Raw genomic sequence first — 15,170 nt, 5'->3', positions numbered from 1 at the left:
CGCGACGGAAACGCATCGTGAATTTCTCCCGCCCGCTCGTTCCGGCAACGCTCGTACAGCGCTACAAGCGCTTCCTCTTCGACGCCATTCTCTCAGATGGCAGAACCATTACCGGTTCCTGCCCGAACACCGGCTCCATGCGCGGCTTGACGGCGGCGGGTTCGGCGATCTGGCTCTCGGAACATGATAGTGCGACGCGCAAATATCGGCATATGCTGGAAATCGTCGAGGCAGACGGCACGCTCGTCGGAATCAACACCGGATTGCCGAACCGGATTGCCGAAGAAGCGATTGCGGCCGGGCTGGTCGGCGATCTCCATACCTATGAAGCGCTCCGCCGGGAGCAGAAATACGGCCGGAACTCAAGGATCGACATCCTTCTCAGCGACCCTGCAAAGGGCCTCGCTTATGTCGAGGTGAAGAACGTCCATTTCAGCCGAGCTCAAGGTCTCGCCGAATTCCCGGACAGCCCGACGCAGCGCGGCGCCAAGCACCTGGAGGAACTCGGAGACATGGTCGAGGCGGGTCACCGCGCCATTATGCTCTACCTTGTTCAAAGAGATGATTGCGACGTCTTCCGCATATGCCGCGAGCTCGATCCGGTTTATGCTCGTGCATTCGAGCGGGCGGCCGCGCGCGGCGTCGAGGCCTATGCCATCAAATGCGCGGTGTCGCCCTCGCAAATAATACCAGCCGGGCGGATGACGGTGGACGAACCGGTCCTCGCTGTTTTATGAAAATGCTCGAAACAATGAAAGTTCTGGAATGGTAACTTATATCGAGGCCGGCGCTGCCCCTTATAAAAACACCGGCGTCATCCGTCTTTATGGACCGGAGGGATTTGAAGGCATGCGCAAGGCCTGTCAGGTGACGGCGCGCTGCCTGGACGAGCTCGTCGCACGCGTGCGGCCCGGTATCACGACGGAAGAGATCGATCGCTTCGTCTTCGAATTCGGCATGGATCATGGCGCGCTTCCGGCGACGCTGAACTATCGCGGCTACACCAAATCGTCCTGCACATCGATCAATCACGTCGTCTGCCATGGAATTCCGAACGACAAACCACTCCGCGAAGGCGATATCATCAACATCGACGTCACCTATGTGGTCGACGGCTGGCATGGCGATTCCAGTCGGATGTATCCGGTCGGCGAGATCAAGCGCGCCGCTGAGCGGTTGCTCGACGTAACGCATGAATGTCTGATGCGGGGCATCGCCGCCGTTCGCCCGGGGGCCCGCACCGGTGCAATCGGAGCGGCGATACAAGCCTATGCGGAGTCAGAGCGCTGCTCCGTCGTGCGCGACTTCTGCGGCCACGGCGTCGGACGGCTGTTCCACGACGCGCCGAACATTCTGCACTACGGCCATGCCAACGAGGGGCCAGAGCTCAAGGAAGGCATGATCTTTACGATCGAGCCGATGATCAATCTTGGTCGGCCGCATGTGAAGGTTCTCTCCGACGGATGGACCGCCGTCACGCGTGATCGCTCTCTCTCGGCCCAATACGAGCATACCATCGGCGTTACCGCTGACGGCTGCGAAATCTTCACGCTTTCCCCGGCCGGCTTGTTCAAGCCCGGCGTCAGCGCGCTGGGCAACGCGTGACGAAAATCCCGCCCCTCCCCGAAGCCGATCCACTGCGGCCGGGCGACGAGCGGCAATTCTTTGCGCAGCAGAAAACGCGGGCCTCCAAGGCGCCGGCATCGTCAGATGCCCCGCCGGAGCAGCACTATCACGGTCACCGCGACCGGCTGCGGGCTCGCTACCGCGAACATGGCGATGCGGCGCTCGCCGATTACGAAATCCTGGAGCTCATCCTGTTCCGCCTTATCCCGCGCCGCGATACCAAGCCGATTGCCAAGGCGCTCCTCGGCCGCTTCGGCACGCTCGCAGGCGTCTTCGGCGCGCCGCAACACCTGTTGCAGGAGGTCAAGGGCGTCGGCGAGGCCGTTGCGCTCGATATCAAGCTCATAGCCACTGCAGGTCAGCGGATGCTCAAGAGCGAACTGCGCGACAAGCAGGTTCTGTCATCCTGGAGCGCGGTGATCAATTATTGTCATGCCGCGATGGCGCATGAGACGAAGGAGCAGTTTCGTATCCTTTTCCTCGACAAGCGGAATACACTGATCGCCGACGAAGTGCAGCAGCGGGGAACGATCGATCACACGCCGGTCTATCCGCGCGAGGTGGTTAAGCGTGCGCTGGAGCTTTCCGCGACGGCATTGATTTTGGTGCACAACCATCCGTCCGGCGATCCGACACCGTCGCGTGCGGATATTGAAATGACCAAGCTGATTGCCGAAGCCGCGAAGCCGCTCGGGATTACCGTCCATGACCATATCATCATCGGCAAGGACGGGCACGCGAGCCTCAAGGGACTTCGATTGTTCTAGAGCATCCCGCTTTCAAGCTTGGAAGCGGACAAGATGCTCTAGAATCTAGAGTGCTAGAGCGTCCTTTGTGCGTTCACTTGAACGCACGGCGCTCTAGCCGGACGGCGGGCGAAAACCCCCGCGCATTTCGCTCTGATCACAGCCATCTCGCGCGCCGGAAGAGCCGGTAGAGCGTCGCGCAGAGTGCGAAGATCACGGCCAGGACGACAAAATAGCCGTAGCGGAATCTGAGTTCGGGCATGGCATCGAAGTTCATGCCATAAATACCGGCGATCGCCGTCGGTACGGCCAGAATGGCTGCCCATGAGGCAAGCTTGCGCGAGATTTCCGTTTGCTCCGACTGGCCGATCATCAGGCTCGCCTCGAAGGTGAAGGCAAGCACCTCTCGTAGGGCGTCAATGTCCTCCTGAACCCGCCGGACATGATCGGTGACATCACGGAACAGAGGCTGCATTGCCGCGTCCATTCCCGGAAGTTCGAGATGCTCGTGCCGGCGGCACACATCCACCAGGGGCACCACCGCGTTGCGCAGGCGAAGCAGGTTGCGACGCAGCTTGTAAAGCCGCTCGCAAACCATCAGCAGAATCTCGCCCATTGAGGTAATCAAGGGCTTTTTGAGGGCTTTCCGTGCTCGGAACCGCTGAGCCTATTCTGACGCGCTCGCCACTCTTGTTATTCAGCCATTCAGCCTCGTCCGGCGTAGGATGACGTTTGCTCCGTCTTCGAATGCGAAGTCAGGACGAGCCTGCAGGAACTCGTCTGTCGCCGTTCGGCATCCTCCGTAGTCATGGTAGTCGTCGATCAGGATGACCCCTCCCGGACTTATCCGGTCCGCCAGGCTATTCAGGCAATAGCTGACCGGATCATACCAGTCGCAGTCGATGTGGGCGAAAGCGATCTTCTCTATCCCTGCCGCCGGAAGGGTGTTCTCGAATAGCCCTTTATGCAGGTTGACCATCGGCCCATCGACAGCGAGGCCATATTTCGCGAAGGAACGGCAGACTTCATCATAAAGATTGTCGCGATAGCCATAGTAAAGATCGCCGCCGAGCCCCTTTGATTCCCCGCTCGCGATCGTCTTGTAACGGTCCCTCGCTTTCTGACCGTCCTTCGCCGATTGAGGTGGAGGGATCATTCCGAAAACATCGAAGCCGTGAAAGCGGCGTCCATGGTCGTTTGCTTTCTTGGACAGGATGATTGCGCTTCCTCCCAGGGCAATGCCGAATTCGGCTATATCGCCAGGTACATTCTCTTTCAGAACTTCCTTCAGTGCTATCTCGAGACGTCTCAGCTTCCAAGGCGAAAGGTAGGTGAGGCGCTCTCGCCGCACCGACCGCGCCGTGGCACTCAATCGGGAAGTTTCAAGCATGTGGCGCGTACGCCAGATAACAGAGCTCAAACGGGGCATGTCTCCTCCCAACAGTTTTCGCTTCCCCTCCTTTTATCGATTCGCCCGTCCTGATGTGCAACCGCCTAGCTAAGCAAACCATTCACATTTTGCCGCATAGCTCGGGCAAGTGGGTCGGGAGGTCCTTACCTCTTGCCGAGATAGGGATTGTCGCCTTCCCAGATGATCGCCGTCTTGTCGCATGGGTCTTCAAGTGGCGGTCGATACAATTGTAGCAGACGTTGGTCGGGGCAAGGCACCAGCTTCTCGCCGCTAATGTCCGACAACTCCGCGACCACTATTTCAGAATATCCGATTGGGCCATTTATTCCCCGTGCCGATCGCAGTGGCGCCCATGTTCACTTCGCGAAAAAGGTGAACAGCCTCATCGAGCCGGACGATATTCTCTCCGATCGTGGTGGCAAAGCCCCGGAATTCCTGACCGAGTGTCATTGGCACGGCGTCCTGAAGCTGGTCCGCCCCATTTTTACGACATGCCGGAACTCGTCGCCTTTGGCCAGCATCGCAACGCGCAGTTCGTCCATCCGGCGCCGCAAATCGCCATAGCTTCGCAGAATGCATAGGCGCACAGCCGTCGGGTAGACGTCATTCCTCCATTGGGAGAGGTTGACATGATTGTTCGGATGGAGGGCGGCGTATTTGCCCTTGCCATAACCGAGGTGTTCGAGGGCACGGTTGGCAATGACCTCGTTGGCGTTCATGTTGGTCGATGTGCCTGCGCCACCCTGGATCATCTCGACGACGAACTGGTCATGCAGCTTTCCGGCGATGATCTCGTCGCAGGCATGGGAAATTGCCTATTCATTTGCATCGCTCAAAATTCCGAGCTTCCGATTGGCCTGATTGGCGCTAGATTGACTTGGGTCAGCCGAGCGCATGACCAACAAGAGCGTAGGTTCTTGGCTCGCGCGGCTCTTGACGCCCCGGAACAGTAAGCCATGGGCGACCCCGCGACATGGTCGTCACGGTATCGTAAACTGGAAGACCGCAGCGGGAGAGGAAATCGGAAAACGCTCCGCCCTTCTCACGTGTGTCGAGGCGCAGGAACGATCCTGCATGTTCGGCCACGTGCGGGCGAACGACGGCGATGGCATCCGCGTCTTTTCCCGCCACCACGGGGCCGACAACGTGGCCGCGCCCAAACCGCCGGCAAAGCGAGAAGGCTTCGATCTTACCGTCGCGGATCAGCCCAACGCCCTTGGAGCATGCGAGCAATCGAGCCAGAAGCACCTTTCGGTCTGCGCCGAACGCCACCCTGTCCAATTCAGCGATTGGCTCAAGATCAGTCAGCGCGAGCGCGCGAAGCACCGTACCAGGCGAAGATTCCACATCCGGCGGGATGGTCGATTCGCCCTGGCATTGGGAGACCAGCGCTTCTGTGACGAAGTTCAGAGAACGATAGAGGCGCCGCGCGGCCCGTGTTGCGTTAAGTCCCAGATTGCGCCCAGCGACCCGATCCAGAACATGGCCCATCAGCCATTGCCCGGCGCCGTTCGCCTGCAGGCGCGGCGTGGTGATGACCAAGCCGATCGTGGCAAAATGCGCACCATAGGGAAACCACATCGCCGAGCCTTGTATGCGGCCGATTTCATCAAGCGCCACGATGCCCTTGCCGACCTCTCGCGCGAATTGCCAATCTTCAGCGCGATGCGGCCAGCCGACGGCAATCGACAATGCATGTAACTGCTCGATATCTGCATTATTGATATCGCCAATGCGCATCTCGAAGCTATCGACAACTCTCGATCCGACTGCGGTCACGTGAGTTCTCCACGAACATCAATCTTCAGGCCAACGCAGTACCGACCAATGCAGCTCGGATGGCGTCACGCATGGGCAGTAAGATACGGCAGCGCGGTCGGAAGAAATCGCTTGTGAGGCCGCCACAAACACTACAATCGACCAAATCCCACCCCGATTTCGGCATTTTAGCGCTCAGCCAACTGCTACGGTATATGGAATCCAACCTAATCGGGACGGCGCTGACCTCGGCAAGCCCGGCATGCTGTGAGGGACACACCTATGCAGGCAGTGGACATCCTCGACAAACTGATCGGCTTCCCCTCCGTCGTCGGCATGCCGAATGCCGACATCGTGGCCTGGGTTCGCGACTATCTGCAAAGCCACGGAATTGCCGCTGCTGTGCTCCCTGGCCCGGAGGGGGACCGCGCGAACCTCTTTGCCACAATCGGCCCGAAGGAGGTGCCAGGCTACATCCTTTCGGGCCACATGGACGTTGTCCCCGCCGCCGAAAGCGGCTGGACGAGCGATCCCTTCCGCCTGCGTGCCGACGGGGGGCGCCTCTATGGCCGCGGCACCTCCGACATGAAGGGCTTCCTTGCTGCCGTTCTCGCCGCGGTGCCGGGGCTTGCGGAAATGCGGCTTCGTTGCCCGATCCACCTCGCCTTCTCCTATGACGAGGAGGCCGGCTGCCGCGGCGTGCCACACATGATCACCCGCCTGTCAGAACTCTGCGAAAACCCTCTCGGCGCGATCATCGGTGAGCCGAGCGGCCTGCGCGCAATCCGCGCCCACAAGGGCAAGGCGGCCGCGAGGCTTACAGTGAGGGGTCAATCGGGCCACTCCTCACGTCCGGACCAGGGACTGAATGCCATCCATGCCATATCGGACGTGCTTACCCGCGCAGTCGTGGAAGCCGACCAGCTGACCCGTGGCCCATTTGAAGACGTCTTCGAGCCGCCCTACTCTTCTCTCCAGATCGGGACGGTGAAGGGCGGTCAGGCGGTCAACGTTATCCCTGACACTTGCGAGGTGGAATTCGAGGCCCGTGCCATTTCGGGCGTCGATGCGACCAATCTGCTGGACCCACTGCGGCGGACGGCCGAGAAGCTGACGGAACGTGGCTTTGCCGTGAAATGGGACGAGCTCAGCGCCTATCCCGCGCTCTCGCTTCCTGCCGACGCGCCGCTCGCAGCGCTGCTGGAGGAACTGACGGGCATCGCGCCCCTCCCAGCCGTCAGCTACGGCACCGAGGCGGGCCTTTTCCAGCGCGCCGGCATCGACGCGATCATCTGCGGTCCTGGCGACATCGGCCGCGCCCACAAGCCGGATGAGTACATCCTGGTCGCCGAACTCTTGGCCTGTCAGGCGATGATCGAGGCACTCGGCGCCCGCTGCAGCGCTTGACAACCTGGAAAGAGGCACGCATGACCTTCCTCTTCAATTCTGACGCAAAGCGTGGTTTGATCTTCGCCGACGCGTTCTCGCGCGAACTGCCGGACATTCCCTTCTCCATGGATCCGGCCACGGTCAAGCCGGACGATGTGCGCTACCTTATCACCTGGACGGTGCCTGAAAATCTCGCGCGCTACCGCAATCTCGAAATCCTTTTCTCGATCGGCGCCGGCGTCGACCAGTTCCGCATCGATGCGGTGCCGGCGCATGTCAATGTAGTGCGCATGGTCGAGGACGGCATCATCCGGATGATGCAGGAATATGTGACGCTCGGCGTGCTCGCGCTCCATCGCAACCTGCCGACTTATATCGACCAGCAGCGGCGCGAGATCTGGCAGGCGATTCCAGCGGCCCAGGCTTCGGCACGTCGCGTCGGCGTGCTCGGGCTCGGAATGCTTGGCACTGCGGTGCTCGACCGGCTGAGGCCCTTCGGCTTCCCGCTTTCCGGCTGGAGCCGCAGCCCGCGCGACATCGAGGGCGTCAGATGCCTTAGCGGCAAGGACGGGCTCGATGCTCTGCTCGGCTCCACCGACATTCTGATCTGCCTCCTGCCTCTCACCGACGAGACGCGCGGCTTCCTCAATGCCGATCTCTTCGCGAAACTTCCCTCCGGTGCCGCGCTCGTCCATGCTGGCCGCGGGCCACAGCTCGACCACGAGGCGCTACTCGATGGGCTCGATACTCATCATCTCTCCGGCGCCGTGATCGATGTCACCGATCCGGAGCCGCTTCCGGCCGGCCATGCCTTCTGGCGCCATCCGAAAATCCTGCTGACGCCCCATGTCGCAAGCGTCACCCAGCCGGAAACCGCCGCGAGGGCCGTGATCGAGAACATCAAACGCCATCGAGCCGGTTTCGATCCGATCGGATTGGTCGATCGCAGCCGCGGCTACTAAGCTCTCAAGCCAGGAAAGGAAAAACATGTCGCTCCTGAAAACCATCGACACCAACCCCTCCTTCGCTCCGCGGGAATCTTCTCCGCTACCAGAACGCCTGATATCGGGCACTCCCTCCTTCAAAACCTGGGCTCAGGACGTCGCTCGCGGAGATATGATTCACACTGGCATATGGGAAGCGATGCCCGGCGAGACGCGCTCGATCAAGGGTGAAACTTTCGAGTTCTGCCACATCCTTTCGGGCGTTGTCGAACTCACGCCGGAAAACGGCGAGCCGGTAGTCTACAAAGCCGGGGACAGCTTCGTTATGAAGCCGGGCTTCGTCGGTGCCTGGAAGACCATCGAAACGGTGCGCAAAATCTACGTCACCGTGATGTGATCCCGATGTCACGCGATCCGATCGTCTCCGAGGGCTCCATGATGGTTACTCCGAAGCTCGGATCGCGCTCGCCTCGATCCGATGGGGGTCGGCCGGTTCTCTGCCAACCAGTCTCGAGACGCACGGCATAACGCTCGAATAGGTTACAGCGGTGCCGGAGCATTCGCGGCGCCGGAAAATCATTGCCCAGTACGCTAAACGGCTTGCATTCGGAGCCGCCTGGGCCCGGGAACGCTACATCCGCCGTGTTCCTTCCCGGCACTCCGGCCCTGATCGAGGAGAATGCCTAAGCCGCCGTGGAACGACAGAGCGTTCCCCCGGGCATCGCGCTTCCATTTGTCCGAATGCATCAAGAGTGCCTTTGTCGACGCTTCGCGGTGTTAGCTAGTGTCCGGGCGACTGCCGAAGATTCAGCTGTCGCGCCGCCCGAAAACGTAATTTTCCGCCGCACCGGCATGGCCAGTCGATGCATGCTGCTCGCATCGCTCCGCTACTCTCGCATTGAGCCCACGCCGAGGACGCGCCGATGACACTCAGCTTTGATCCCGACACAGTTCCCCTTCCCGTCGGACACTTCATCGGCGACCGGCTGGTTCCGGCCGAGGGGGTCATCGACATGCATCGGCCGTCCGACGGCAAGGCCTATGCCGGCTGCCCGCTTGCCGATGAGGCCCTCGTCGACCGTGCTGTGGAGACCGCCAAGAAGGCTTTGAAGGAGAGCAACTGGGGCGGCGTGCGGCCGCGCGAGCGCACGATCGCGCTGCAGCGTTGGGCCGACCTGATCGAAAAGGAAGCAGAAACCCTCGCCAAACTGGAAGCGCTTTCGTCGACCCGCCCTGTCGGCCATCTCGTCGCCGGCGACATTGCGGTCAGCGCCGAGCAGATCCGCTTCTTCGCCGAATTCGCCGATAAAGAAGGCAGCGATCTCGTGCCGACCGACGACAGCAATCTCGGCATGATCATGACCGAGCCCTATGGCGTCGTCGGTGCCATCACGCCGTGGAACTTTCCCGTTTCGATGGCCGCCTGGAAGCTCGGACCCGCGCTCGCGGCCGGCAATGCGGTGGTGCTGAAACCCTCGGAAATGACGCCGTTCTCGACGGTCTACCTTGCCGAACTCGCGATCCGCGCCGGCCTGCCGGCCGGCCTCATCAATATCGTGCTCGGCGATGGTCCGGTGACGGGCAATGCCATCACCGGCCATCCGGACATCGCCAAGGTGAGCTTCACCGGCTCGACGGGGGCCGGCTCGGCCATCATGGCCAATATCGCCCGCACGGGCATCAAGCCGATGACGCTGGAGCTCGGCGGTAAGAGCCCGCAACTGGTCTTCGCCGATGCCGACCTAGGCAAGGCCGCCGCCGCGATCGCCCAGAGCATGCTCTCCAATGCCGGCCAGGCCTGTGTCGCCGGCTCGCGGCTAATTGTCGAGGAAAGCGTCGCCGCCCCGCTTGCCGACGCGATCGTCGCGCGCATGAAGGCGGCGAAGGCCGGTCCAACCTGGGACGAGGCAACCCAATACTCGCCGATCATCTCCAAGCGCCAGTTGAATCGCATCCACGGCATCGTCGAGGCAGCCGCTGCGGCGGGCGGCGAATGCCTGTGCGGCGGCGCTCCCATGGATGCGCCGGGCTATTTCTACCAGCCGACGTTGATCGCCGTCCGCGATGGCTCCTCGCCGGCAATCACCGAGGAAATCTTCGGACCAGTCCTCAGCATGCAGACCTTCACCAACGAGGAAGAGGCGCTTTTGCTCGCAGAGCATCCGACCTATGGTCTCGCCGCCGGCCTCTTCACCCGCGACCTGTCGCGCGCCCTGCGTCTCACCCGCCAGCTCCAGGCCGGCACCGTCTGGGTCAACCGCTACGGCCGTTCGCGCGACCACATCCTGCCGACCGGCGGTTACAAGCGCTCTGGCATTGGCAAGGACCTCGGCCGCGAAGCCTATGACGCCAATCGCAAGAGCAAGAGCGTGCTTATCAGCCTTTAGGGAGAAGCCATGAAGTCCTATTCGATCGCCCTTATCCCCGGCGACGGCATCGGCCAAGACGTAACCGAGGCGGCCTGGCAGGTTCTTTCGACCGTAGCCAGGCATTCGGGTTTTACGCTGACCGGTACGCCTTTTCCCTGGTCCTGTGCCTTTTACAAGGAGACCGGCGCGATGATGCCAGCGGACGGCATCCAAACCCTGCGCCGGTTCGACGCGATCCTGCTGGGGGCTGTCGGATGGCCCGCCGAAGTACCGGACTCCATCTCTCTGCATGGCCTGTTGCTGCCGATCCGCAAGGCCTTCGTGCAATATGCCAATATCCGCCCGCACCGGCTGCTGCCGGGGGTCCAGGGACCCTTGCGGGCGGAAGGCTTCGACATCCTCTGCATCCGCGAGAACACCGAGGGTGAATATTCCGGTGCCGGCGGGCGCGTGCACCAGGGAACGGCCGACGAGGTCGCGGTCGAGACCTCGATCTTCACCCGCACCGGCGTCGAAAGAATCCTGCGCTTCGGCTTCGAACAGGCGCGAGCGCGGCGTGGGAAGCTCGCTTCGGTGACCAAATCGAACGCGCAGAAATATTCGATGGTGTTCTGGGACGAGGTCACGCGAGAGCTTGCCGCCGAATATCGAGACGTCGAGGTGACGAGCTATCACATAGACGCCATGGCCGCGCGCATGGTGATGGCCCCCGAAAGCCTCGACGTCGTCGTCGCATCGAACCTCTTCGGCGACATACTCACTGACCTCGGCGCGGCCATTCAGGGAGGCCTCGGTTTTGCCGCGTCCGCCAACATCAATCCGGGTCGGAGCGCTCCGTCGATGTTCGAACCGGTGCACGGTTCGGCGCCCGACATCGCTCATCTCGGCATCGCCAATCCCATTGCCGCCATCTGGTCGGCCGCGATGATGCTAGAGCATCTCGGCGAGGCGGCCGCGGCGGAACGGATCATAGCGGCAATCGCCGCTGCGACATCAGCCGGCATCGGCACGGTGCCCGGCAGAGATAGCACGGAAACCATCACAGCCGCGGTTCTTGCCGCGCTCGACTAATCGTCAGGGGAATAACATGTTGAAATTGAATGACAAGGACCTTTTCCGGCAATCGGGCCTCATCGACGGGGCCTGGATCGACGCAGCCTCCGGGGAGGTCGTCGAGGTCATCGACCCGGCGACCCAGGAGGCCCTCGGCATCGTTCCGGATATGGGGACGGCCGAAACACGGGCTGCCATCGATGCCGCCGCTGCCGCCTTCGGAGCGTGGAAAAAGAAGACGCATGCCGAGCGCGCCGCCCTCCTCGAGCGCTGGCACGCACTGATGATCGAAAACCTCGAGGATCTGGCGCTGCTGCTGACGATGGAACAGGGCAAGCCGCTCGACGAAGCGCGCGGCGAAATTCGCTATGGTGCATCCTTCGTCAAGTGGTTCGCTGAGGAAGCGCGCCGTATCGGCGGCCACACGATCCCCTCGCCGACGCCGGATCGCCGGATCGTCGTACTCAAGGAAGCGGTCGGCGTCTGCGCCATCATTACGCCCTGGAACTTCCCGAATGCGATGATAACCCGCAAGATCGCCCCGGCGCTCGCCGCCGGCTGCACTGTGGTCGTCAAGCCCTCGGAATTCACGCCTTTTTCGGCGCTCGCTCTCGGCGTGCTCGCCGAGCGGGCCGGCATTCCCGCAGGCGTCATCAACATCGTCACCGGCATGCCGACGGCGATCGGCAACGAGTTCATGGCAAACGAGACGGTGAGGAAGATCTCCTTCACCGGCTCGACCCGCGTCGGTTCGCTGTTGATGCGCGGGGCCGCAGATAGCATCAAGCGCCTCTCTCTCGAACTCGGCGGCAATGCCCCGTTCATCGTCTTCGACGACGCCGACCTCGATCTCGCGGTCGAAGGTGCGATCGCCTCGAAGTTCCGCAACGGCGGCCAGACTTGCGTCTGCGCCAACCGCATCCTGGTACAGGCCGGTGTATATGATGCCTTCGCGGACAAGCTCGGCGCTCGCGTCAACGCCATGAAGGTCGGCCCGGGAACGGAGCCGGGCATCGCGATCGGCCCGATGATCAACGCGGCGGCGATAGAGAAGATCGACCGCCATGTCGAGGATGCGCTTGCAAAGGGTGCGAAGATCGCGGGGCGCGGCAGATCGCTGCCGGAAGGGCGGCAGTATACGGCCCCGATCGTGCTTACCGGCGCCACCACCGACATGCTGCTCGCCAGCGAAGAGACCTTCGGTCCCGTCGCTCCCCTCTTCCGCTTCGAGACCGAAGAAGAGGCGATCGCTATCGCCAACGGCACGCCCTTCGGGCTTGCCGCCTATTTCTACACCGAAAGCCTCAAGCGCTCCTGGCGAGTGGCCGAGGCGCTCGAATTCGGCATGGTCGGCCTCAATACCGGCGCCATCTCCACCGAAGTCGCGCCCTTCGGCGGCGTCAAGCAATCCGGACTTGGCCGCGAGGGCGCCCAGGTCGGGATCGAGGAATATCTCGAAATGAAGAGCTTCCACATCGGCGGGCTCGCATAGCCCGCCGATATTTGGCACCTCGCCTCTCACCCGTTTGCCGGCATCGGCCGGGTGCCGGCGTGATGGCCATCGCCGGGCGGCCGCCAGCCCGCCCGACATTGGTTTGTCCGGCCGCCTCCTTCCAGACGCAGGGCCTGACGCGAGCAGGTTAAGTGGAGGTGAGCGAAGCGGGCATGCTTCTCGCTCCGGATACCGCTCCAACTTCCCAGGTGGTGATCAATTCTATGATTTCGTTGGATTTGCGGCAGTCTTTTCGATCTGGCATGAGGCATAATTGAGGGGCAGTGCCTTGAACATGCGCCTGGAAAGCGCATGCGGATCTGCCCCTTCGCCGCTAGCCTATTGGATCCTGTCCAGCATCTTGTAATACATGCCGACCAGCGGCAGGAACCAGGGCTTGCCGAAATGCCCGGGAACGGCCGGCCACTCAAGGCCCTTCAGCGGGTTGCGATCCGGCCGGTCGAGGATCGCGTCCGCGATGATCATGCCGAGATGCGTCGAGAGCTGCGCGCCGTGGCCCGAATAGCCCATCGCGTACCATACGCAGTCATGATAACCGGCACGCGGGAAGCGGTCCTTGGTCATGTCGACAAGACCGCCCCAGCAATAGTCGATCTCGACATTGGCAAGCTGCGGGAAGATCTCGGCAAGGCTTGCCTTGAGGATCGCGCCGCTTTTGGCGTCCGAGTTCTGATCGGAGGTTGCCGAAAAACGTGCGCGGCCGCCGAAAATCAGGCGGTTGTCGGGCGAGAGCCTGAAATAATTGCCGATGTTCATCGACGTGACGCAGGTGCGGTTGCCCGGCATTGTCGCGTTCACCTCCGCCTCGGTCAGTTCCCGGGTGGCGATGATGAAGCTGCCGACGGCGATGATGCGACGGCGGAAATAGCCGAAGTTCGAGGTTGTGTAGGCGCCGGTGGCGACCAGCACATGGTCTGCGGTGACGCTGCCGCGGGCGGTCTTCAATGTGTGCCGGCCATTCGAGCGCTTGTGCTCCGTGACGGCCGCGTGTTCAAAGATCGTTGCGCCGTGACGCTTGGCCGCCGCCGCGAGCCCGACGACGTAGCGGCCCATATGCATCATCGCACTCTTCTTCGAGAGCATCGCCCCGTAGAAGGGCGAGCCAACCTCTCCCTTCAGGTCGTCGGCGCTGAGAAGCGCCGTGTCGGGATCGACTTCGGCGTTGACCGCCTCGAAATTGCGGGCAATCGCCTCGAAATGCTGCGGCTTGGAGGCGAGCTTCAGCTTTCCGGCGCGGCGGAAATTGCAGTCGATGCCCTCTTCAGCAATCAGCGCTTCAAGCGTATCGACCGAATCGTCAAATGCCTTGTAAAGCGCAATCGCCCTGTCCTTTCCGAGCTCCGCCTTTGCCGCGAGATAGCTGTGCGCGAGCCCATTGTTCAAGTGTCCGCCGTTGCGGCCGGAGGCACCCCAGCCGACCTTCTCCGCCTCCAGCACGATGACCTTTGCGCCAGCCTTGGCGAGCTGCCGAGCCGCAGCCAGGCCGGTGAAACCGCCGCCGATCACGGCGACGTCGTAATGGCCGTCGACCGGACCTTCCGCAGCCCCGGCAAAGGCCGGGGCCGTGTCGTGCCAGTAGGAGACGAATTTCATGGCGGATTTGCCTTTTCTAAGAGACGCGGGATACGGGCGGAAAACCGCACACACTTTTCCTCATCCCGCTCTAGAGACCGACGACGCCCGGCAGGCCGGAGATGTCAGCGATCTCGACATAGCCGTAATAGGGGTTGGCGGGCTCGTGGCCGCGGTTGACCCAGACCTTGTTCTTGATGCCAAGGTCATGAGCCGACATCAGGTCGTAGCGGAAGGAGGACGAGCAGTGAAGAATGTCCTGCGGACCACAGCCGAGCATATCGAGCATGTATTCGAAGCCCTTAAAGCGCGGTTTGTAGGACTGCGCCTGCTCGGCCGTGTAGACCGCATGAAACTGCGCACCGAGCTTCTCGACATTCGACATGATCTGCGAATTCATCGCATTCGAGAGAATGACGAGAGGGATCTCCTTGGCGACTTTGGCAAGGCCGGCCGGTACGTCCGCATGGGGGCCCCAGGTCGGCACGCGCTCATAGACCATCCGCGCGGCTTCGTCTCGGAATTTAATGCCGTTGCGCTTGCAGGTGCGTTCCAGCGAATTGTGCACCACCTCCGCATACGGCTTCCAGTCACCCAAAATCTCGTCGAGACGATAGGCGGCGAAATTCTTGATGAACTCCGCCATGCGCGGCTCGTCCAGCTGTTCGCTATAAAGGTCGCGCGCCGCCTCCGCCATCTGGAAGTTGGTCAGCGTGCCGTAGCAGTCGAAGGTGATGTATTTCGGACGGAAGGTCGTCATTTGCACTATCCTTGAAAGAGCGGGACCGG

At 61.8% G+C, this 15,170-nt stretch carries 13 protein-coding genes and 2 pseudogenes; 9 read left to right on the top strand and 6 right to left on the bottom strand.

Annotated elements, in window-relative coordinates; genetic code table 11:
- Positions 1-17: 17 nt before the first annotated feature.
- Genes sfsA through radC form a run of 3 tightly spaced genes read left to right on the top strand, consistent with a single transcriptional unit; the run spans position 18 to position 2,393 of the window.
- Positions 18-737: a DNA/RNA nuclease SfsA gene (sfsA, locus tag PYH37_RS19640; protein WP_280733095.1), complete on the top strand. Its 720-nt coding sequence runs from the start codon at positions 18-20 to the stop codon at positions 735-737.
- Positions 738-765: 28 nt separating this feature from the next.
- A complete protein-coding gene (gene map, locus PYH37_RS19635; protein WP_280733094.1) occupies positions 766-1,605 on the top strand; it encodes a type I methionyl aminopeptidase in 840 nt (279 codons plus the stop codon).
- Positions 1,602-2,393: a RadC family protein gene (gene radC, locus PYH37_RS19630; RefSeq protein ID WP_280733093.1), complete on the top strand. Its 792-nt coding sequence runs from the start codon at positions 1,602-1,604 to the stop codon at positions 2,391-2,393. Before map ends, radC begins: the two co-directional genes overlap by 4 nt.
- Positions 2,394-2,529: 136 nt before the next feature.
- Here the strand turns inward: radC and PYH37_RS19625 are convergent.
- From PYH37_RS19625 to PYH37_RS19610, 4 genes and pseudogenes are all read right to left on the bottom strand, one after another.
- A pseudogene (locus PYH37_RS19625) lies at positions 2,530-2,961 on the bottom strand (CorA family divalent cation transporter); the annotation flags it as partial.
- A gap of 108 nt (positions 2,962-3,069) precedes the next feature.
- Entirely contained in the window at positions 3,070-3,762 is a 693-nt protein-coding gene (locus PYH37_RS19620) for a TylF/MycF/NovP-related O-methyltransferase (RefSeq protein ID WP_280733092.1), read from the bottom strand.
- Positions 3,763-4,083: 321 nt separating this feature from the next.
- Positions 4,084-4,559 (bottom strand): annotated as a pseudogene (locus tag PYH37_RS19615) (lyase family protein).
- Positions 4,560-4,665: 106 nt separating this feature from the next.
- A complete protein-coding gene (locus PYH37_RS19610; protein ID WP_280736106.1) occupies positions 4,666-5,523 on the bottom strand; it encodes a GNAT family N-acetyltransferase in 858 nt (285 codons plus the stop codon).
- A gap of 300 nt (positions 5,524-5,823) precedes the next feature.
- Here PYH37_RS19610 and argE point away from each other — a divergent pair, with 300 nt between their 5' ends.
- The 6 genes from argE to PYH37_RS19580 all read left to right on the top strand — a co-directional run bounded on the left by argE (position 5,824) and on the right by PYH37_RS19580 (position 12,788).
- Positions 5,824-6,948 carry an acetylornithine deacetylase gene (gene argE / locus PYH37_RS19605; RefSeq protein ID WP_280733091.1) on the top strand — a complete coding sequence of 375 codons (1,125 nt, stop codon included), beginning with the start codon at positions 5,824-5,826 and terminating at the stop codon, positions 6,946-6,948.
- Between the two features lie 20 nt (positions 6,949-6,968).
- Entirely contained in the window at positions 6,969-7,892 is a 924-nt protein-coding gene (locus tag PYH37_RS19600) for a 2-hydroxyacid dehydrogenase (protein WP_280733090.1), read from the top strand.
- Positions 7,893-7,917: 25 nt separating this feature from the next.
- A complete protein-coding gene (locus PYH37_RS19595; protein WP_280733089.1) occupies positions 7,918-8,271 on the top strand; it encodes a cupin domain-containing protein in 354 nt (117 codons plus the stop codon).
- A 526-nt stretch (positions 8,272-8,797) separates the two neighbouring features.
- On the top strand, positions 8,798-10,261 hold the full coding sequence (locus tag PYH37_RS19590; protein ID WP_280736707.1) for an aldehyde dehydrogenase family protein: 1,464 nt from the start codon (positions 8,798-8,800) through the stop codon (positions 10,259-10,261).
- A 9-nt stretch (positions 10,262-10,270) separates the two neighbouring features.
- Positions 10,271-11,314 carry a tartrate dehydrogenase gene (locus PYH37_RS19585; RefSeq protein ID WP_280733087.1) on the top strand — a complete coding sequence of 348 codons (1,044 nt, stop codon included), beginning with the start codon at positions 10,271-10,273 and terminating at the stop codon, positions 11,312-11,314.
- A 16-nt stretch (positions 11,315-11,330) separates the two neighbouring features.
- Complete coding sequence (locus PYH37_RS19580; protein WP_280733086.1) at positions 11,331-12,788, top strand: NAD-dependent succinate-semialdehyde dehydrogenase; 1,458 nt, start codon at positions 11,331-11,333, stop codon at positions 12,786-12,788.
- A gap of 339 nt (positions 12,789-13,127) precedes the next feature.
- Here PYH37_RS19580 and PYH37_RS19575 read toward each other — a convergent pair whose 3' ends face one another.
- On the bottom strand, positions 13,128-14,402 hold the full coding sequence (locus PYH37_RS19575; RefSeq protein WP_280733085.1) for an NAD(P)/FAD-dependent oxidoreductase: 1,275 nt from the start codon (positions 14,400-14,402) through the stop codon (positions 13,128-13,130).
- Between the two features lie 70 nt (positions 14,403-14,472).
- Positions 14,473-15,141, bottom strand: coding sequence for a haloacid dehalogenase type II (locus PYH37_RS19570; protein ID WP_280733084.1), 669 nt, complete (start codon positions 15,139-15,141; stop codon positions 14,473-14,475).
- Positions 15,142-15,170: the final 29 nt, after the last annotated feature.

Origin of the sequence: Sinorhizobium numidicum (genome assembly GCF_029892045.1) — a bacterium.
GTDB lineage: Bacteria > Pseudomonadota > Alphaproteobacteria > Rhizobiales > Rhizobiaceae > Sinorhizobium > Sinorhizobium numidicum.
This window is presented reverse-complemented; position numbering and strand designations above follow the sequence as displayed.